This window comes from Blastomonas fulva (assembly GCF_003431825.1).
Lineage (GTDB): Bacteria > Pseudomonadota > Alphaproteobacteria > Sphingomonadales > Sphingomonadaceae > Blastomonas > Blastomonas fulva.
Genome location: NZ_CP020083.1, coordinates 517,091 through 534,885, shown reverse-complemented (window position 1 = coordinate 534,885; position 17,795 = coordinate 517,091). Strand labels below are relative to the sequence as shown.

Here is a 17,795-nt window from a genome sequence, read left to right as displayed (position 1 = left end):
GTAAGGAGCGTTATGCGATTATTGAACACTCGGCCGGGGCTTCTTGCCCCGGCCTTTTTGCTTGCCGCGCTGGCCTTTGCCATGCCGGTCCAGGCCCAGACCCAGGCCGCGCAACCGCCGATCTCGGTCGAACCGGTGCCCAGCGAGCTGGAACTGGCCAAGCTGCTGTGGTCGACGATGACCGCGGTGCACCATGCCAATCTGTCGGGCAATTATTCGGTGCTGCGCGACATCTCTTCGCCGGGCTTTCAGGTCAACAACAACGCCGCGCGGCTTGGCGAGATCTTCGCCAGCATCCGCCAAAGCCGGGTCGACCTGTCCAGCGCCCTGCTGCTCGCGCCGACCTATACCGAGCCGCCCTCGGTGGCAGAGCCGGGCGTGATCCGGGTGCGCGGCTATTTCGGGCTGAGACCCACCGCGTTGTTCTTCGACTTCTTCTTCCAGTGGGTCGAGGGGCGCTGGCGTCTGCACGGCGTGTCGATCAGCCCGCAGGCGATCGCCTCGGACGAGGCGCCCGAGCGGGGCCGCAATTCGACGCGGTGAATTTCGCTTTTTCGGGCTTTCCCCTGGCGGAGGAGCGGCGCATATAGCGCGCGCTTTTGCATTCAAACTCAGGACCGCCCAGATGAAGCGTAACGCCGGACAAGACCCCGCCATCACCAGCCGCTGGCGCCCCGCCACCCGGGCGATCCGGGGGGGTACCGCGCGCAGCGAGTTCGGCGAGACCTCCGAGGCGCTGTTCCTGACATCGGGCTATGCCTATGATTGCGCCGAAGATGCCGCCGCACGCTTCAACGGCGAGCAGGCGGGCATGACCTACAGCCGCTTGCAGAATCCGACTGTGGAAATGCTCGAAAAGCGCATTTCGCTGATGGAGGGCGCAGAAGCCACGCGCTGCATGGCCAGCGGGATGGCGGCGATGACCGCCGCGTTGCTCTGCCAGCTGCAGATGGGCGATCATGTCGTGGCCAGCCGGGCATTGTTCGGGTCGTGCCGCTGGCTGACCGACACGCTGCTGCCCAAATTCGGCATCGAGACCACGATCATCGACGGGCGCGAGCTCGACCAGTGGGAGGCCGCGATCCGGCCCAACACCCGTGTCTTCTTCTTCGAAACGCCTGCCAACCCGACGATGGACATCATCGACATGCAGGCGGTGTGCGACATCGCGCGCGCGCGCGGCATCACCAGCGTCGTCGACAATGCCTTTGCCACCAACGTGCTGCAGCGGCCGATGGAATATGGCGCCGATGTCGTTGCCTATAGCGCCACCAAGATGATGGACGGCCAGGGCCGCGTGCTCGCAGGCGCGGTGTGCGGCACCGACGATTTCATTACCAACACGCTGCTGCCGTTCACACGCAACACCGGCCCGACGTTGAGCGCGTTCAATGCCTGGGTGGTCTTGAAGGGGCTCGAAACACTCGATCTGCGCATCCGCCGCCAGAGCGAGAATGCCATGAAGGTGGCGAGCTTCCTCGAAGGCCGGGTCGAGCGGGTGAACTATCCGGGCCTGCCCAGCCACCCGCAGCACAACCTCGCGATGGCGCAGATGGAGGCCGCAGGGCCGATCTTCTCGGTCTATGTCGGCGGTGGCCGCGCGCGCGCGCACGGCCTGCTCAACGCGCTCGAGCTGGTCGATATCTCGAACAACATCGGCGATTCGCGTTCGCTGATGACGCACCCCAGCTCGACCACGCACCACGGTCTTGGTGAAGAGGCGCGGCTGGCGGTGGGCATCACCGAGGACATGCTGCGGCTCAATGTCGGGCTGGAGGATGTCGACGATGTGATCGAGGATCTCGACCAGGCTCTGCGAACGATCGGGCTCTGACGGCATCTCGGTGCTGCTGGCCGACACGCGCGCGGCCATCTTTCCCCGGCTTGCCAAGGCCGCGCAAACCCGCCACCCTGGGCGCCAGCGGGTCGCGCCGTATCAGCCACCTGGCCCGACAGGGTCCCTGCCATCGGACGTGAACCCATGACCCTGCCTGCATCCTTCCTCTTCACGCGCATCGCTGCCTGCACCGCGCTGCTGGGCCTTGTCGCCGTGCCTGCCCAGGCGCAGTCGGCACTGTCCGACAAGGAGGGGCATGAAACGCTGCTCAGCTGCGCGGCATTCTTCTCAGCAGCCGCAGTTATTGCAGGCGACGACAAGAAGATGGCCAAGGATGCCACCGATCTTGCCACCGCGTTCATGACCGGTGCGGTGCTGCTGGCGCCGGGCGGCAACACCAGCAAGGCCGAGGCCGCTCTCGAGGAGCAGGCTGAGCTTTTCGCAGTCGCGATGCTCGATGAGAGCAGCAGCATGGCAAAGGATCTCGAGGGCCTCGCCGATTCGTGCGGGACGCTGGGCGAGAGCTATCTGCCCGAGGTTCTGGCGCGCGCGCAGTAGGCGTTTTTCGCGCCATCCTGCGATCTGCCTCACAGCGCGCGGCCGCGCGCGGGTGTAGGCAGAGAGCATGATCCGTCATCCACTCCTCCACAAGGCCCGGGACCATCTGGCGGCGATGCTGGCAACGCTTGCCTGCGCGCATATCGTCGGGCTGCTCGGTCTGGCCGGTGCGGCCCGGTTCCTGCCGCATGGGGTGATCGCGCTGGACCCGGTTTCCGGGCAGCTGATCGGCGCAGCCTTGTGCGGCCTCACTTACGCGCTGGTCCTGACGTGGCTGGTGCGGCGGCGGCTGGTGGCAGGTCCGCTCTATCGTTGCGGCGAGAGCCGCCCGGATGCCGATTATCGCAAGAGCTTTGCGCCGGGCGATAGCCGGCTGCTTGATGGCTGGCAGTATCGTTGACCGCGACGCGCGCAGCATTTACCGCTGCTGGCCATGAAGACACCCCATATCCTGCTCATCGTCGGCGGCGGCATTGCAGCCTACAAGGCGTGCGAGCTGATCCGGCTGATCCGCAAGGCGGGAATGACCGTTCGCTGCGTCCTGACCGACGGCGGCGCGCAGTTCATCACCCCGATGACATTGGCGGCGCTGAGCGAGAACGAGGTGTTCACCACGCTGTGGGATCTCAAGAACGAGACCGAGATGGGGCATATCCAGCTCAGCCGCGAGGCCGACCTGATCGTGGTGTGCCCGGCGACGGCCGATCTGCTCGCCAAGATGGCGGCGGGGATTTCGGACAGCCTTGCGACCACTGTGCTGCTCGCCACCGACACCCCGGTGCTGGCAGTCCCCGCGATGAACGTGCGCATGTGGCAGCACGCGGCAACCCAGCGCAACGTCGCGAAGCTGCGCGGCGACGGGGTGCAGGTGGTCGATCCCGATGACGGCGCGATGGCGTGCGGCGAGTACGGCCCGGGCAGACTGCCCGAGCCGGTGGCGATCATGGCCGAAATCGAGCGCGCTCTCGGCTCTGCATCGTCCTCGCCTCCCGCAGGCGGGAGGGGAGAGGCGTTGCGGGGAAAACGCGTGCTGATCACCGCAGGCCCTACCCACGAACCGATCGATCCGGTCCGCTACATTGCCAACCGGTCGAGCGGGCGACAGGGCTTTGCGATCGCGGCTGCGGCGGCCGAAATGGGCGCCGAGGTTCACCTGATCGCAGGCCCGGTGCATCTGGCGACCCCGCCGGGGGTCACGCGGATCGATGTCGAGACCGCGCGCGAGATGGCCGCTGCGGTCGATGCCGCGCTGCCCGCCGACATCGCGATTCTGGTCGCGGCTGTCGCCGACTGGCGCACCGCCGATGCAGCCGACCAGAAGATCAAGAAAACCGGCGGCGCGCTGCCCGTGCTGCAGCTGGCGGAAAATCCCGATATCCTTGCCGGGCTTGCGGGGGATCCGCGCCGTCCGGCGCTGCTGATCGGCTTTGCCGCCGAAACCGAACACGTCGTCGCGCACGCCCAGGCCAAGCTGGCGCGCAAGCGCTGCGACTGGATCGTCGCCAATGACGTGTCGGGTGACGTGATGGGCGGCCAGAACAACGCGGTGCACATCGTCACCGGGCAGGGCGTCGAAAGCTGGGCCGATCTGCCCAAGGATCAGGTCGCCCGCAAACTCATGGAGAAAATCGCCGATGCCGTCCGCTGAACACCCGCTGCCGCCGATCACCATCCGGGTGAGGCGGCTGGCGCATGGCGACGGGCTGCCGCTGCCCGTTTATGCGACCGAGGGCGCAGCGGGGATGGACGTGGTCGCCGCCGAAGAGCTCGACCTGTTGCCGGGCCAGCGGCACGCGGTCGCCACGGGCTTCGCGATCGCCATCCCCGATGGCTATGAGGTGCAGGTGCGTCCGCGCTCGGGGCTAGCGCTCAAGCACGGCATCGCCGTGCCCAACACCCCGGGCACGATCGACAGCGATTATCGCGGTGAATTGAAGGTCATCCTGATCAACCATGGCGATGCGCCCTTCCCGATCCGCAGGGGCGACCGCATCGCGCAGCTGGTGGCCGCTCCGGTGCAGCGCGCCGGGTTCGTGGAAGTCGACGATCTCGACACAACCGCGCGCGACGCAGGCGGCTTCGGCTCGACGGGGGTTTAGCAGTTTTCCCCTCCCGCAAGCGGGAGGGGAGGGGATATCCCAGACAGGCTTCCGAGGTTACCGACGTTCGCGGATCGGCTTGACCTTCTTGCCTTCGGGCGCGATCGAGATCTGGACGGTCTCGCCCGAGCGTCCCGGGAAATCGGTGAAGATCGCATCGACCAGGTTGGGCACCAGATATTGCAGGTTCTTGCTGCGCGACTGGGCTTCGGCCTTGCCTTCGAACAGACGCTGGTTGTCGGCCGCACGGTCGATCTTCAGGTCCAGCGCGCTGGTGTAGACGGTGTAGCTGCGGACATCGTTGTTCCAGCCGGGGCCGAAGATGAACGGATCGTAGAAGCCGAAGCCGAAGGCGCGCCGGCCGAAGCCGCCGCCCCAGGGGCCAAAGCCAGGACCGAAGCCGCCCCAGCCACCGCCAAAGCCGCCGCCGAAGCCGTCCGACACGACCTTTTCTCGGCCATTGTCGACGCCATAGGCAAAGCTGACCACCATGTCCGCACGGGCAGGGTCATTGGCGGGGACATAGCCCAGCTGCGTCATCTGCCGTGTGACCAGCCCTGCATATTGACCGAATTCGAGCCCGCCCTGCAGCCGCGGATCGGAGGCGGTGACGATGAAGCTTTGTCCCTGGGGAGCGGGCAAAGCCTGGAAGCGAGCGACATCGGCCTTGAACGGGGTGGCACAGGCGGAAAGTGCGAGCGCCAGCGCGGGCACGGCGAACAACGCGGCGCGGCGGGTAAAGCGGCTGCGAGCGGTCATTGTCTGATCTCCATCACGGGCCCGCGCGACCCTGCGCGACCCGAATATGGATATAAGCCTAGTTTGCCGCGAATGAACCCCGTTTGAACGCAAAATCGGTGCAAGCCCGGGTTCAGCGCATCAGCCCCAGCGCGTCATAGGCTGCATCAAGCGTCGGCTGCGCGACGGCGCGGGCCTTTTGCGCCCCCTTGGTCAGAATCGCATCGAGCGCGGTGTCGTCATCCTTGAGCGCGACGAAGCGCTGGCGAATCGGGCGCAGCGTCTCGACCAGCACCTCGGCGAGCGCGGGTTTGAACGCGCCGAAGCCCTGGCCTGCAAACTGCGCGCACACCGCATCGGGGGTCTGTTCGGTCAGCGTGGCATAGATGCCGACAAGGTTGAGCGCCTCGGGGCGGCCTTCCAGAGCCGATGCCAGCTCGGGCAGGGGCTCGGGGTCGGTCTTGGCCTTGCGGATCTTCTGCGCGATCGCATCGTCGTCGTCGGTCAGGCTGATGCGGCTCATCTCCGAGGGGTCGGACTTGGACATCTTGGCGGTGCCATCGCGCAACGACATGATCCGTGCCGATTCCTTGGGGATGTACGGATCGGGCAGGGTGAACAGCTCGACCCCGAAATCGGTGTTGAACTTGGTCGCGATGTCGCGGGTCAACTCCAGATGCTGCTTCTGGTCCTCGCCCACCGGGACGTGCGTCGCCTGATACAGCAGGATGTCGGCGGCCTGCAGCACCGGATAGACGAACAGGCCGATGCTGGCGCCTTCGCGGTTCTTGCCGGCCTTGTCCTTGAACTGGGTCATGCGGTTTAGCCAGCCGATCCGCGCGGTGCCGTTGAGCAGCCAGGCGAGCTCGGCATGCGCGGGCACGCGGGCCTGGTTGAACAGCACGCTGCGGTCGGCATCGATCCCGCACGCGATCAGCGCCGCGGCCATCTCGCGCACATTGCGGATGCGGGTTTCGCGCTCTTCGCTGACGGTGATCGAGTGCAGGTCGGCGAGGAAGAAATAGCACGCGCTATTCGCATCCATCTCGTCCTGCATCTTCACCCAGTTGCGGATCGCGCCCAGATAGTTGCCCAGATGCAGATTGCCGGTCGGCTGGATGCCGGAAAGGACGCGCATGATGATCTTCTCTTTCGCTGGATGCGGGAGTTTCGCGCTGCTTCACGCCTTGCGGCGCAGCATCGTCTTGATGTCGCCAAGCCGGTAGGTGCCCAGCGCCAGCGCCGCCAGCCCATACAACGCCCCGCCGCCGCCGCACAAGACGGCAAGTGCGGTGATCCGTTCGATCAGCCTGCCGTCCATGAAGCTGTCGGCCAGCCTGCTGCCCAGCCACAGCGCCACGCCCATCACGGCAGCGGCGACGAGGATGCGCCATGCCTTGGCGATCAGCCGCGCGTCGGGCTGGATGTGGCCGCGCTTGTAGAGCACGCCGAAGAGCAGGCCGACATTGACCCACGCCGAAATCGCGGTGGCGACGCCCACGCCGACATGGCCCAGCGGCCAGATCAGGATGAGGTTGCCCACCAGATTGACCAGCATCGCGACCAGTGCCAGCCGCACCGGGGTCTTGGTATCGGCGCGGGCATAAAAGCCAGGGGTCAGCACCTTGATCAGCACATAGGCCGGAACGCCGCAGGCAAAGGCGGCCAGCACGCGCGCGGTCGCGACGGTATCGGCGGCGGTGAACGCACCGTACTGGAACACGCCGTGAATGATCGGCACCGCTGCCACGACCAGCGCGACTGCAGCGGGCAGCGCCAGGAACAGCGCCAGTTCGAGCGCGCGGTTCTGGGTGTTGTTGGCCGCATCCGGGTTGCCGCTGCCGATCTGGCGCGAGAGCAATGGCAGGATCGCGGTGCCCACGCCGATGCCGATCAGGCCCAAGGGTAGCTGGTTCAGCCGGTCGGCGTAATAGATCCAGGACACCGAGCCTTCCCCCAGATAGCGCGCGGCGAGCGAGGTTGAGATCAGCAGGTTGAACTGGATCGCGCCCTGGCCGATCGCGGCGGGTGCGATCAGCACCAGCATCGCCTTGACGTCGGGCGACAGACACGGGCGCGAGAGCTTGAGGCTCACCCCGCTCTGGCGGCAGGCGATGATCAGCCACAGCAGCTGCAGCACGCCCGATACGGTGACTGCAATCGCCTGGGTGACCGCGGTCTCCGCCTCGCTCTGCCCGCGAAACAGCAGCAAGGCTGCGATCATGCAGATGTTGAGCAATATCGGCGCTGCGGCGTTGACCCAGAAGCGGTTGATCGAATTGAGGATGCCGCCGAGCAGCGACACCAGCGATATCAGCCCCAGATACGGGAAGGTAATGATCGTCAGGTGCCGCGCCAGCGCGAACTTTTCAGGCCCGCCATCGGGAAAGCCGCCGGTCATTGCGTAGACCACCGGCCCTGCGGCCAGCATCATGACCGCGGTAAACACGATCAGCACCGGCAGCAGCACCGACAGCACCTGGCCTGCAAAGGCGCGCGCCGCGACCATGCCGCTGCCGGGTTCGGCAGTGTCGGCCTCTGCCATCTTGCGGTTGAACATCGGCACGAAGACCGCGGCGAACGCGCCTTCGGCAAACAGCGCGCGGAACAGGTTGGGCAGCCGCCACGCGATCAGGAACGCGTCCGAGGCCATTCCGGCCCCGACATAGCGCGCCATCAGCATGTCGCGCACCATGCCGAGCACCCGGCTTACCAGGGTCAGCCCGCCGATGGTCGATACGGCGCGGAGCAGGTTCATGCCGGGTGCGCCCTATCGCAGCCGGGCGTCAGGCGTTGCCTTCGGCAGGCGGCATCGCTGCGCCGAAATTGGGGTCCTGGCTCTGCTGTTCGTACAGGGTCGTGAAATCAATCGGCTCGAGCACCAGCGGCGGATAGCCCGCGTCACGGATGACGTTGCCCAGGATCAGGCGGATGGTGGGGAACACCATGCGCGGGGTGTCGGCGAACAGGAAGCGACGGACCTGCTCTTCATCCATGCCGCGGATGCCGACCAGCGCGCCATAGGCCAATTCGACCAGATAGGCGGTGCCCTGTTCGGCCTTGGCAGCGATCGTGTAGGTGCAGATCATCTCGTGCACCTCTTCGCTCAGCTGGCGCGATTCGGCACGGAACTGCACGTCGAATGCCAGCTGGCCCGGCCACTGATAGCTGTCGGGCGCATTGGGGTTTTCGACCGACAGGTCCTTGACATATTGCGAGATCAGGCCCGCCTGCGGGCCGGAAGCGCCATTCAGCGCCGGATTTTGCGAGCTCACGGTGCCGTCTTCGGCCATGGATAGTCCCTTTCAATGCTAGGCGCAGCCAGCGCGTCTTGCGCGGCGCTCTAATCGTGCTTCCCGTGCGGTGCAAGCACCACGAAAGCACTGGGCGATGCAAGTTTTTGTCGGCCAAAGCAATTTGCATATTGGCCGACATGCCCTATGTTATGCATTCGCGCTGACCTTTTAGCAGCACAGTGGTTTAAGCGGGCGGGCAAACGGGAAGACTTGTGACGGTAGAAATCATCATCTTGGCCATGGTTGCAGCGTTTTTGGGCCTCCGCCTGTACTCGGTCCTGGGCAAACGCACCGGGCATGAGCAGGAACCGCTGACCCGCGGCATGGACACGCCCGTCGCCAAGCGCCCCACCGCGATCGAGCGGCCGCAGCTGGATGACAAGCCCGCTGCGATGACGCCGGGAACCTCGACCGTATTCGATATTGCCGCCGAGCCCGGCATCCGCCAGATGCTCGCCGCCGACCGCAGCTTCGACGTGGCGCGGTTCCGCGATGGCGCCAAGGCTGCCTATGGCATGATCCTCGAAGCATTCTGGGCGGGCAACCGCGAAGACCTTCGCACGCTGTGCGACGACGAGGTCTATGAAAGTTTCTCCAGCTCGATCGACCAGCGCACCGCGCGCGGCGAAACGCTGGAAAACCGCCTGGTGCGCATCGACGAGGCGCGCATCGTCGACGCCGAATATGACGCGCCCAATGCCCGCATCACCGTGCGGTTCGATGCCGATATCGCGGCTGTCGTTCGCGGCCCCGATGGCGAGCTTGTCGCCGGATCGCTGACCGACGCGGTAGCGACGCACGATCTGTGGACCTTTGCCCGCGACCTGCGCAGCAACGATCCCAACTGGATTCTGGTCGAAACCGATCAGGCCTGATGTCCGCGCCCCGGGGGATTGCCATGCGCCGGTTCGCGATCGGTCTGCTGACGCTGGCGCTCACCGCCTGTGCGGGTGTCGTTCCCTCGGGCGAGACCAGTTCGGCGCCGCCGCCCGCGCGGCTGCCCTACGAGAGCGCACCCCCCGCAACAGGTCCCGCGCAGCAGGCCCCCGCGCCTGCGCCTAGCGGCCCTGCATCCAGCTACGTCATTCCCCGCGCAACGCCTCTGCCCGCAATGTCCGGCGCGGCGATCACCGCCAGCGCCGATATCACCCAGGCTGCTGGCCAGGTGCTGCGCCGCGGCCCTGCCATCGCCAGCCTGCCGATCACCCAAGATGACGCTCGCGCCGCGCTGGTCGCTTTCCGGCTCACCTGTCCTGCGGTCACCAAACGCCAGGATGCCAGCGGCCTTACCCGTCCCGAAGACTGGCGCGCTCCGTGCGCAGCCGCTGCCGGATGGCCCGACACCGACGCGGTGCGGTTCTTCACAGAGCAGCTCGAAGCGGTTCAGGTGGGCGAGGGGGCAGGCTTTGCCACCGGCTATTTCGAACCCGAGATCGCCGGATCGCGCACCCGCTCTGCGGGGTTTGAAGTCCCCGTCTATGGCCGCCCGTCGGACCTGATCGATGTCGATCTGTCGCAATTCTCTCCCGAATGGGCGGGCAAGCGGGTGCGCGGCAAGCTCAAGGGCACCGACCTTGTCCCTTATGATGACCGCACCCAGATCGAACAGGGATCGCTGGGTGGCCGCGCGCCGGTGATCGCCTGGGCGGCGGATGCGATCGATTTCTTCTTCCTGCAGGTACAGGGCTCTGGACGGTTGCGCGCGCCCGATGGGTCGGTGGTGCGGATCGGCTATGCCAGCCAGAACGGCCGCGATTACACCGGCATCGGCGCGCTGATGCGCGACCGGGGCCTGCTCGCACCCGGCCAGGCGAGCATGCAGGGTATCGTCGCCTATTTGCGCGCCAACCCCGAAGAGGGCCGCAGCATCATGCGCGAAAACAAGAGCTTCGTCTTTTTCCGCGAACTGACCGGACCCGGCCCGCTGGGCGCTTTGGGCTATCAGGTCGAGGCGGGCAGCAGCGTCGCCGCCGACCCCAAGTTCGTGCCTTTGGGCGCGCCGGTGTTTCTGGGCATGGACCGCGCCGAGCCCAACGGATTGTGGGTGGCGCAGGATACCGGCGGCGCGATCAAGGGTGCGAACCGCTTCGATACCTTCTGGGGTGCGGGCGAGCAGGCCAAGGTGATTGCCGGCGGCATGTCCGCGCGCGGGCTTGCGCTGATCCTGCTGCCGCGCGGCAGTTACGACCGGCTGGCGCAGCAGGCGCGCTGAGCGATGAGCCGAAGGCCGCTTTCTGATGCGGAAGCGGCCCTGTGGAAGCGGGTGATCGCGACCGTCGAGCCATTCAAGGACAAGGTGCAAACCTCTCCGCTCCCGCCTGCGGGAGCGGCAGGGATGTCCGGCAAGGCCGGGCAACCCGGGGGTGGGCCTGTAAAGCCAGGTCTTCCTATCTTGCCCACCCCCGGCGCAAAGCCTGCAGCTTTGGCCGACCCGTCCCGCTTGCGGGAGGGGAGAGGGAACAAACCCACCCCCTCCTGGACGTTCACGCAAGCGCCGCGGCCCTCGGTCGCGGGGAATCTCGACGGGCATTGGGATCGGCGGATGGCCAAGGGCGGGGTGCAGCCCGATGTCACGATCGATCTGCACGGGCACACGCTGGCGAGCGCCTATGCGCGGCTGGACATGGCGCTGGCGCAAGCCAAGGCGGCGGACATGCGGCTGATGCTGCTGATCACCGGCAAGGCGCGCGCGCCCGACAGCGGACGCGGCGCAATCCGCGGGGCGGTGTCGGACTGGCTGGCCTCGTCACGCCATGCGAGCGAGATCGCCGCGGTGCGCAACGCCCATCCCCGGCATGGCGGGGATGGGGCGCTGTATATCGTGCTGAGGCGGCGGCGGGGATGAGGCCCCGATAGCTGGCTCGTTACCCCCGCGCAGGCTGGGGTGACGCAGTCCTCAATCCTCTTTAGGATCGAACTCCAGCGAGGCGCTGTTCATGCAATAGCGCAGGCCTTCGGGGCCGGGACCATCGGGGAACACATGGCCCAGATGTCCGTCGCAGCGCGCGCAGCGCACTTCGGTACGGACCATGCCGTGGCTGGTGTCGACGATCTCGGCGACTGCCTCGCCTTCGATCGGGGTGGTGAAGCTCGGCCAGCCCGAGCCGCTGTTGTACTTGGCGTCGGATTCGAACAAAGGCGCGCCGCATCCGGCACAGCGGTACATGCCATCGCCCTTGTGGTCGTTGTACTTGCCGGTAAAGGCCCGCTCGGTGCCGCCTTCGCGCAGCACGTGATATTGCTCGGGGCTGAGCTTCGCGCGCCATTCGGTGTCGCTGATCTTGGTGTCTGCCATGTGTGTCTCCTGGGGAGATCACAACATGGGCCGACTGGAGATACAGTCAAGACGCGCGTGCGGCGACCCGGGCGATTTCGAGCAATTCCTGCTCCAGCAGCAGCGCAGGCCCCGGGGTAGCGCGCATCATCGCCTGTTGCAGGGTGAGCAGCCGCTCGATCAGCCGCGCCATGTGCTGCGGGCGGCCCCAGGCGCGCAGCTGCCGCGTCCAGTCCTGCGCGCTGCCGCCGCCCCAAAGCCTGCGGCTGCGCATCTCTTGAGTTACCCATCCGCCGATATCACGTGCGCTGCCCATGCGCTGCGCTGCGGCAGCAAGCTGCATGACCTGGCGTTGCATCACGATCACCAGCCCAACCTCGGACACCGCCTGTTCGCGCATCCGCTTCAGTTCCTCGGGCAAGCGCCTGAGATCGCCCGACAGCGCCGCCGAGATAATCGGCTGCATCGCATCGTCCTCGGCATCGGCCCGCAGCGCGGTGATCGCTTCGCGGGTCACGGCCTTGGGGTCCTGCGGGCTCGCATCGAGATAGAGCGAGAGCTTCTCGATCTCCTGCGCCGCCAGCCTGCGATCGGCCGCGGTGAAGCCCGCGATGACGTGCGCGAGATCGGGTTCGATGGTCAGTCCTGCCTCGCGCCCTAACTCTGCGACGATCCGCGCCATGTCGTCGGGACCGGGCAGCTTAGTCTGCACCGCCATGGCATTGGGCGCGGCGAGCGCCAGCTTGGCGATGCGCGATTTCTCGCTGATGCCGCTCGCCAGCATCACCACCGGGTTGATCGCCTTGTCCGCCGCGAGCAGCGCCTCGACCGCGGCAAGGCTTTCCTCTCCGCTGGTGGTGACGCGAATGTAGCGGGTGTCGCCGAACAGCGACATCGACGCGGCCTCGGCGGGGAGCAGCGAAGGGTCGCGCGACAGCTGCGATCCGTCGAGATCGGTACGCTCGATGCCCTTGCCGAACCCGGCGATCAGCTCGCCCGCCAACGCCGCGTTGCCGCCATCATCGGTGCCGAAGATCAGATACAGCCGGATATCGGGGCGCGGCTTGCGCGCCAGGGCTCGGATCGCTGCGGCGTCCGCCTTCATTGCGCCCTGAACCTCATTGCGCCTGCGATACCTCGCGCGCGAACAGCGACAGCCGGGTGACGATCTGGTCGGCGATCTCGAGCGACAGGTTTTCCAGCGCGCGGTTTTCCGCTGCGATCGTGGCATATTCGCTGCTGACGATATCCACGCCCGCATCCGATGCGGCGGTGGCATCGAGCACGATCTCGCCGGTGGCGGCCTCGACCAGCTGATAGCGCGCGCGCAGCGTGCGGCGTTCGCGCGTCACCTGGTCGTTGGCGAGCAGACCGAAGCCGGTGATCTTGTCGTCGAGCACCACCTGCAGCTGGAAGCGGCTGTTGCCGCCGCCCAGCGCGTCGAGCCGATCATCAAGCGCGTTCTTGACCAGCCAGCCGGCGCGGCCCTGGATCGGGGCAACGGTGACATCGCCCAGCGTCGTTGCAACTGCGCCCTGCGTGCCGGAGGAATAGAGCGGCTGCATGCCGCAGGCTGAAAGGCTTGCAGCTAGGGCGAGAGGGAGGAGAAGGCGGCGCATCAAATCGCTCCAGTGCAGGAAAGGGGGGCAACCTTACCAACCCCGTCATGCTGAACTTGTTTCAGCACCCATCGTGCCCCAGCAGCCGAAGCCGCGTGGGGATAAATGGGCCCTGAAACAAGTTCAGGGTGACGGAAAACGGTACGTGAAGCCATCACACCACCAGATTGACCAGCCGGTCAGGCACCACGATCACCTTGCGGATCGCGGCGCCGTCCAGGCTACGCTGCACCTTGTCCGATGCCAGCGCAAGCCGTTCGAGCTCCTCGTTGGGCAGGCCTTTGGCGACGGTCAGCGTGTCGCGCAATTTGCCCTTGATCTGCACCGCGATGGTGACCTCGTCCTCGACCAGCAGCGCCGGGTCGACCTCGGGCCAGCTTGCATCGGCGATCAGGCCATGGCCTTCCATCAGCTCCCAGGCCTCTTCGGCCAGATGCGGCACCATCGGCGCCACCAGCCTTGCCAGCGCACGAATCGCGATGTTGCGGCTGGCGGATTTCTCGGCCTTCTCGATCGCGTTGGTCAGCTCATAGATCCGCGCGACCGCCTTGTTGAAGGCGAGCGCCTCGATGTCCTTGCCGATCAGGTCCACGCTCTGGTGCAGCTTGCGTTCGAGCGGCTTGTCCTCGCCCTCGGCAGCCTCGACCGAGTTGAACACCCGCCACAGCCGCTGGACGAAACGCCAGCAGCCCTCGATGCCCGACTCACTCCACGGCAGGTCGCGCTCGGGCGGGCTGTCGGAGAGCATGAACCAGCGCACCGCGTCCGCGCCGTACTGATCGACGATGGCATCGGGATCGACCACGTTCTTCTTGGACTTGGACATCTTCTCGACTCGCCCGGCAATTGCCGCCTCGCCGGTGTCGGTGATGATCCAGTCTTCGCCGCGCCTTTCAACCTGATCGGGGCCCAGCCATTTGCCGTTCGTGTCCTGCCAGGTCTGGTGCGTCACCATCCCTTGGGTGAACAGGCTCGCGAAGGGTTCGGTCACCTCGATCTTGCCGATGCGGGCAAGCGCGCGGGTCCAGAAGCGGGCGTAGAGCAGGTGCAGGATTGCATGCTCGACCCCGCCGATATACTGGCCGACGGGCAGCCATTTGGCGATTTCCTGCGGGTCGAACGGCTTGTCGTCGGGCTGGCTGGCAAAGCGCAGGAAATACCAGCTCGAATCCACGAAGGTATCGAGCGTGTCGGTCTCTCGCACGGCGGGCTTGCCGCAGTTGGGGCAATCGACATGCTTCCAGGTCGGGTGGCGCACAAGCGGGTTGCCCGGAATCTCGAAGCTGACATCCTCGGGCAGCACGACGGGCAACTGGTCCTTGGGCACCGGAACGACGCCGCAATCCTCGCAATGGATGAACGGGATCGGCGTGCCCCAGTAGCGCTGGCGCGAAACGCCCCAGTCGCGCAGCCGCCACACGGTGGTGCCTTCGCCCCAGCCTTCCAATTCGGCGCGCGCGATGACCGCGGCCTTGGCCTCGTCGACGCCCATGCCGTCGAGGAACGAGGAATTGATGATCCGCCCGGGGCCGGTATAGGCCTCGGTCTGGATTGCGACGTTCTCGTCACCTTCGGCGGCGACGACGCGCGGCACCGGCAGCATGTATTTGCGCGCGAAATCGAGGTCGCGCTGGTCGTGCGCAGGCACGCCCATCACCGCGCCGGTGCCATAGTCCATCAGCACGAAATTGGCGATGAACACCGGCAGTTCCCAGCTCGGGTCGAACGGATGGATCGCGCGCAGCCCGGTGTCGAAGCCCAATTTCTCCGCGGTCTCCAGCTCGGCCGCGGTGGTGCCGCCCGCCTTGCAGCGCTCGATGAACGTGGCGGCGTCGGCGTTGTCCGCAGCGATCTTCTGCGCGATCGGGTGATCGGCAGCGATGGCGACGAAGCTCGCGCCGAAGATCGTGTCGGGCCGGGTCGAATAGACGGGGATGGTGGTCGCGTCACCGCTGACGTTGAAGCTGAAGGTCAGTCCCTGCGACTTCCCGATCCAGTTCGCCTGCATCGAGCGGACCTTTTCGGGCCAGTCGGTCAGCGTATCCAGGCCTTCGAGCAATTCGTCGGCGAAATCGGTGATCTTGAGGAACCACTGGCTCAGTTTGCGCCGTTCAACCTGCGCGCCCGAGCGCCAGCCCTTGCCGTCGATGACCTGTTCGTTGGCGAGCACGGTCTGGTCGACCGGGTCCCAGTTGACCGCGCTTTCCTTGCGATAGACCAGGCCAGCAGCATAGAGGTCGAGGAACAGCGCCTGTTCGTGACCGTAATATTCGGGCTCGCAGGTGGCGAGTTCGCGGCTCCAGTCGAGCGCGAAGCCGAGGCGCTTGAGCTGCTTGCGCATCGCGGCGATGTTGTCGCGGGTCCATCCGCCGGGGTGGACGCCCTTTTCCATCGCGGCGTTTTCGGCGGGCATGCCGAAGGCGTCCCAGCCCATCGGGTGCAGCACTTCAAAGCCCTGCATCCGGCGATAGCGCGCGATGACATCGCCCATGGTATAGTTGCGCACATGGCCGATATGGATGCGTCCCGATGGATAGGGAAACATCTCGAGCACATAGGCTTTTTTCTTGGGGCTGTTGCTGTCCGCCTTGAAGGACTGGCGTTCGTCCCACACCGATTGCCAGCGGGAATCGGCGGCCAGCGGATTGAACCGCGTCTTCTCGTTCATTGTATCGCCTCTGGAGGGGTCGGGTTATTCGCGAATGGCGGACTGGCGCAGATCGCGGGCCTTGGTGAGGATGATTTCTTCGAGCTTCTGCACCGTGGCAGCGCGGACCGGGGCATCGACCCACTGGCCGTTCTGGCTGAGCTGGCGGCTGGCGGCGACGCGCAGCGCATCGGCGCGCAAATCCTGATCGAGGATCGACACCGTCACCTTCATCCGCTCGCCCGGGGTCTGCGGGTTGGCGTACCAATCGGTCACGATCACGCCGCCGGCACTGTCTGCCTGCAGCAGCGGCATGAACGACAATGCGTCAAGCGAGGCGCGCCACAGATAGCTGTTCACGCCGATGGTTGTGACCTGGCTGGCGGCGATGTCCGCTTCGGGCCGCTCGCGATCGCCGCCACCGCATGCAGACAGCAGCGTCAGGGTGCCGACAGCGCAGATCGCGACGCGGGCGAAAGGAAGAACAGGCATGGCGGAATCCTTACACAACTGACGCATGAAACAGCGGCCTTCTATAGTTGCTTTGCGGGCGTGGGCAAGCACTTGCGCACGCCCGGAAGCGTTCATGCAGCAGCAAGTTTGCGCGCGCTAATCTGGCTCATGCCGAGTCCCGACCGGGACGGGTGCGCATGCGCCACCATCAGGTCGAGATCGGCGTTATGGCCAGGTCAAGGCCGGCATTGTGGATTGTGTGCAACGGTTTCAGATTATTTTTGGGGTTCCTGACAATGGGCATTCAAGGGCCCGATTTTGTGGTAACGCTACAAGCAGGGACGAGGCGGGGTCGGAAATAGACATGAACGCGGGAGTTGTTAAAAAACTGACGATTTCGGGGCTTTTGCTCGGGACTGCGGCATTGGTGCCGTCGATTGCCTTGGCATTTTCCTCCGGTTTCGATTCGCGCCCGGTGTCCATAGACGCCCGCGGCGGGATCGGATCGTTCACGCCCGCTTCGGTTGACCCCCGTCTTGCTGAAAAGCTGAAATTCTCCGCGCTGCGCGGCGACAAGATGTTCCGCTTCACCCCTGCCGCATCGGCGACCAGCGGCAGCCGCGCGCTCACCATCGCGGTGCGCGTGCGCCCCGACTCGGCCAAGGCTATCAACATCCGTCCTGATCTTGCCAGCGACAGCGGCCAGGGTGCAGGTCTGGTCCAGATCACGCCCACCGCCTTCAGCCTGGGCGTCGCCAAGGGCTTCACCAAGTTTGCGCTGCCATCCAGCATCCGCCAGCCCGATGAAGCGCTGCCCGATATCGCCCTGCTGGGTCGCGGCGACAGTGCGGCACGCAAAAGCCGCTTCAGCCCGCGGATCGAGGTGGACGACATCCAGGCGCCCACCACCCGTGCGGTTCGTCCGTTCAACGATCAGGGCAGCTATTCGCTCGATGTTGGTGGTGCTTACAAGGTCACACGCAATCTCGACGTTACCGCAGGTATCCGCCTGCGCAGTGAACGCGACCGCCTGACCGGGCTCACCAACGAGCAGTATGACAGCCAGGCTGTCTATGTCGGAACCGAATTCCGCTTCTGACCTTCCGGCCGTTTGCTGACATCACCGTTAAGACCCCATGCCTTGGCGTTGCGCCTCGGGCATCGGGCAAGCGATTGGTCAATTGCAGCACCCTGAACTGACGCTCAGCCGCGAAGGGCCTTCGTCGAAACGCGCCTCGCCCCCAAACCATTGAGCCGCCGGCCTTTTTACCTTA

The 17,795-nt window shown here is 65.8% G+C and carries 19 protein-coding genes; 10 read left to right on the top strand and 9 right to left on the bottom strand.

Going from position 1 to position 17,795, the window contains the following annotated elements:
• Window positions 1-12 precede the first annotated feature (12 nt).
• The 6 genes from B5J99_RS02570 (at window position 13) to dut (ending at window position 4,494) form a co-directional block, all read left to right on the top strand.
• On the top strand, window positions 13-543 hold the full coding sequence (locus B5J99_RS02570) for a hypothetical protein (protein WP_117351375.1): 531 nt from the start codon (window positions 13-15) through the stop codon (window positions 541-543).
• A gap of 82 nt (window positions 544-625) precedes the next feature.
• Window positions 626-1,834 carry a trans-sulfuration enzyme family protein gene (locus tag B5J99_RS02565; RefSeq protein ID WP_069050726.1) on the top strand — a complete coding sequence of 403 codons (1,209 nt, stop codon included), beginning with the start codon at window positions 626-628 and terminating at the stop codon, window positions 1,832-1,834.
• A 147-nt stretch (window positions 1,835-1,981) separates the two neighbouring features.
• A complete protein-coding gene (locus tag B5J99_RS02560; protein WP_117351374.1) occupies window positions 1,982-2,395 on the top strand; it encodes a hypothetical protein in 414 nt (137 codons plus the stop codon).
• A 67-nt stretch (window positions 2,396-2,462) separates the two neighbouring features.
• A complete protein-coding gene (locus tag B5J99_RS02555) occupies window positions 2,463-2,795 on the top strand; it encodes a hypothetical protein (protein ID WP_162892421.1) in 333 nt (110 codons plus the stop codon).
• Window positions 2,796-2,828: 33 nt separating this feature from the next.
• Window positions 2,829-4,043, top strand: a complete 1,215-nt coding sequence (coaBC, locus tag B5J99_RS02550; protein WP_117351372.1) for a bifunctional phosphopantothenoylcysteine decarboxylase/phosphopantothenate--cysteine ligase CoaBC — start codon at window positions 2,829-2,831, stop codon at window positions 4,041-4,043.
• Entirely contained in the window at window positions 4,030-4,494 is a 465-nt protein-coding gene (dut, locus tag B5J99_RS02545) for a dUTP diphosphatase (RefSeq protein ID WP_117351371.1), read from the top strand. The genes coaBC and dut overlap by 14 nt, the downstream gene beginning before the upstream one ends.
• Before the next feature lie 57 nt (window positions 4,495-4,551).
• On the opposite strand, the gene B5J99_RS02540 is transcribed toward dut, so the two are convergent.
• The 4 genes from B5J99_RS02540 to B5J99_RS02525 form a co-directional block, all read right to left on the bottom strand.
• The gene (locus tag B5J99_RS02540) at window positions 4,552-5,253 is read right to left on the bottom strand and encodes a DUF4136 domain-containing protein (protein WP_054134013.1); all 702 of its coding nucleotides are present in this window, start codon (window positions 5,251-5,253) and stop codon (window positions 4,552-4,554) included.
• 112 nt (window positions 5,254-5,365) lie between these two features.
• Window positions 5,366-6,370, bottom strand: a complete 1,005-nt coding sequence (gene trpS / locus B5J99_RS02535; RefSeq protein ID WP_117351370.1) for a tryptophan--tRNA ligase — start codon at window positions 6,368-6,370, stop codon at window positions 5,366-5,368.
• Between the two features lie 42 nt (window positions 6,371-6,412).
• On the bottom strand, window positions 6,413-7,990 hold the full coding sequence (gene murJ, locus B5J99_RS02530) for a murein biosynthesis integral membrane protein MurJ (protein WP_117351369.1): 1,578 nt from the start codon (window positions 7,988-7,990) through the stop codon (window positions 6,413-6,415).
• A 28-nt stretch (window positions 7,991-8,018) separates the two neighbouring features.
• Entirely contained in the window at window positions 8,019-8,525 is a 507-nt protein-coding gene (locus tag B5J99_RS02525) for a protein-export chaperone SecB (protein ID WP_069050719.1), read from the bottom strand.
• Between the two features lie 215 nt (window positions 8,526-8,740).
• Here B5J99_RS02525 and B5J99_RS02520 point away from each other — a divergent pair, with 215 nt between their 5' ends.
• The 3 genes from B5J99_RS02520 (at window position 8,741) to B5J99_RS20035 (ending at window position 11,373) form a co-directional block, all read left to right on the top strand.
• Window positions 8,741-9,403, top strand: coding sequence for a Tim44/TimA family putative adaptor protein (locus B5J99_RS02520; RefSeq protein WP_150126268.1), 663 nt, complete (start codon window positions 8,741-8,743; stop codon window positions 9,401-9,403).
• A 23-nt stretch (window positions 9,404-9,426) separates the two neighbouring features.
• Window positions 9,427-10,740 carry a murein transglycosylase A gene (mltA, locus tag B5J99_RS02515; protein WP_117353325.1) on the top strand — a complete coding sequence of 438 codons (1,314 nt, stop codon included), beginning with the start codon at window positions 9,427-9,429 and terminating at the stop codon, window positions 10,738-10,740.
• A 330-nt stretch (window positions 10,741-11,070) separates the two neighbouring features.
• Window positions 11,071-11,373, top strand: a complete 303-nt coding sequence (locus tag B5J99_RS20035; RefSeq protein ID WP_342768895.1) for a Smr/MutS family protein — start codon at window positions 11,071-11,073, stop codon at window positions 11,371-11,373.
• 51 nt (window positions 11,374-11,424) lie between these two features.
• On the opposite strand, the gene msrB is transcribed toward B5J99_RS20035, so the two are convergent.
• The 5 genes from msrB to B5J99_RS02485 form a co-directional block, all read right to left on the bottom strand.
• Complete coding sequence (msrB, locus tag B5J99_RS02505) at window positions 11,425-11,823, bottom strand: peptide-methionine (R)-S-oxide reductase MsrB (RefSeq protein WP_117351367.1); 399 nt, start codon at window positions 11,821-11,823, stop codon at window positions 11,425-11,427.
• 46 nt (window positions 11,824-11,869) lie between these two features.
• Window positions 11,870-12,907, bottom strand: coding sequence for a DNA polymerase III subunit delta (gene holA, locus B5J99_RS02500; RefSeq protein WP_117351366.1), 1,038 nt, complete (start codon window positions 12,905-12,907; stop codon window positions 11,870-11,872).
• A 13-nt stretch (window positions 12,908-12,920) separates the two neighbouring features.
• The gene (gene lptE, locus B5J99_RS02495; protein WP_054134020.1) at window positions 12,921-13,421 is read right to left on the bottom strand and encodes an LPS assembly lipoprotein LptE; all 501 of its coding nucleotides are present in this window, start codon (window positions 13,419-13,421) and stop codon (window positions 12,921-12,923) included.
• Window positions 13,422-13,575: 154 nt separating this feature from the next.
• Complete coding sequence (leuS, locus tag B5J99_RS02490) at window positions 13,576-16,089, bottom strand: leucine--tRNA ligase (RefSeq protein WP_117351365.1); 2,514 nt, start codon at window positions 16,087-16,089, stop codon at window positions 13,576-13,578.
• A gap of 24 nt (window positions 16,090-16,113) precedes the next feature.
• Window positions 16,114-16,560 (bottom strand): DUF3576 domain-containing protein, encoded by a 447-nt coding sequence (locus B5J99_RS02485; RefSeq protein WP_054134022.1) that lies wholly within the window; start codon window positions 16,558-16,560, stop codon window positions 16,114-16,116.
• Between the two features lie 436 nt (window positions 16,561-16,996).
• Between B5J99_RS02485 and B5J99_RS02480 the strand changes: the two genes are divergently transcribed.
• Window positions 16,997-17,620, top strand: a complete 624-nt coding sequence (locus tag B5J99_RS02480) for a hypothetical protein (RefSeq protein ID WP_245991719.1) — start codon at window positions 16,997-16,999, stop codon at window positions 17,618-17,620.
• Window positions 17,621-17,795 lie beyond the last annotated feature (175 nt).

Excerpts from the sequence above, each read along its gene's own strand:
- B5J99_RS02570 (WP_117351375.1), top strand. The coding sequence starts at position 13 with ATGCGATTATTGAACACTCGGCCGGGGCTTCTTGCCCCGGCCTTTTTG.
- B5J99_RS02565 (WP_069050726.1), top strand. The coding sequence starts at position 626 with ATGAAGCGTAACGCCGGACAAGACCCCGCCATCACCAGCCGCTGGCGC.
- B5J99_RS02560 (WP_117351374.1), top strand. The coding sequence starts at position 1,982 with ATGACCCTGCCTGCATCCTTCCTCTTCACGCGCATCGCTGCCTGCACC.
- B5J99_RS02555 (WP_162892421.1), top strand. The coding sequence starts at position 2,463 with ATGATCCGTCATCCACTCCTCCACAAGGCCCGGGACCATCTGGCGGCG.
- coaBC (WP_117351372.1), top strand. The coding sequence starts at position 2,829 with ATGAAGACACCCCATATCCTGCTCATCGTCGGCGGCGGCATTGCAGCC.
- dut (WP_117351371.1), top strand. The coding sequence starts at position 4,030 with ATGCCGTCCGCTGAACACCCGCTGCCGCCGATCACCATCCGGGTGAGG.
- B5J99_RS02540 (WP_054134013.1), bottom strand. The coding sequence starts at position 5,253 with ATGACCGCTCGCAGCCGCTTTACCCGCCGCGCCGCGTTGTTCGCCGTG.
- trpS (WP_117351370.1), bottom strand. The coding sequence starts at position 6,370 with ATGCGCGTCCTTTCCGGCATCCAGCCGACCGGCAATCTGCATCTGGGC.
- murJ (WP_117351369.1), bottom strand. The coding sequence starts at position 7,990 with ATGAACCTGCTCCGCGCCGTATCGACCATCGGCGGGCTGACCCTGGTA.
- B5J99_RS02525 (WP_069050719.1), bottom strand. The coding sequence starts at position 8,525 with ATGGCCGAAGACGGCACCGTGAGCTCGCAAAATCCGGCGCTGAATGGC.
- mltA (WP_117353325.1), top strand. The coding sequence starts at position 9,427 with ATGCGCCGGTTCGCGATCGGTCTGCTGACGCTGGCGCTCACCGCCTGT.
- B5J99_RS20035 (WP_342768895.1), top strand. The coding sequence starts at position 11,071 with ATGGCCAAGGGCGGGGTGCAGCCCGATGTCACGATCGATCTGCACGGG.
- msrB (WP_117351367.1), bottom strand. The coding sequence starts at position 11,823 with ATGGCAGACACCAAGATCAGCGACACCGAATGGCGCGCGAAGCTCAGC.
- holA (WP_117351366.1), bottom strand. The coding sequence starts at position 12,907 with ATGAAGGCGGACGCCGCAGCGATCCGAGCCCTGGCGCGCAAGCCGCGC.
- lptE (WP_054134020.1), bottom strand. The coding sequence starts at position 13,421 with ATGCGCCGCCTTCTCCTCCCTCTCGCCCTAGCTGCAAGCCTTTCAGCC.
- leuS (WP_117351365.1), bottom strand. The coding sequence starts at position 16,089 with ATGAACGAGAAGACGCGGTTCAATCCGCTGGCCGCCGATTCCCGCTGG.
- B5J99_RS02485 (WP_054134022.1), bottom strand. The coding sequence starts at position 16,560 with ATGCCTGTTCTTCCTTTCGCCCGCGTCGCGATCTGCGCTGTCGGCACC.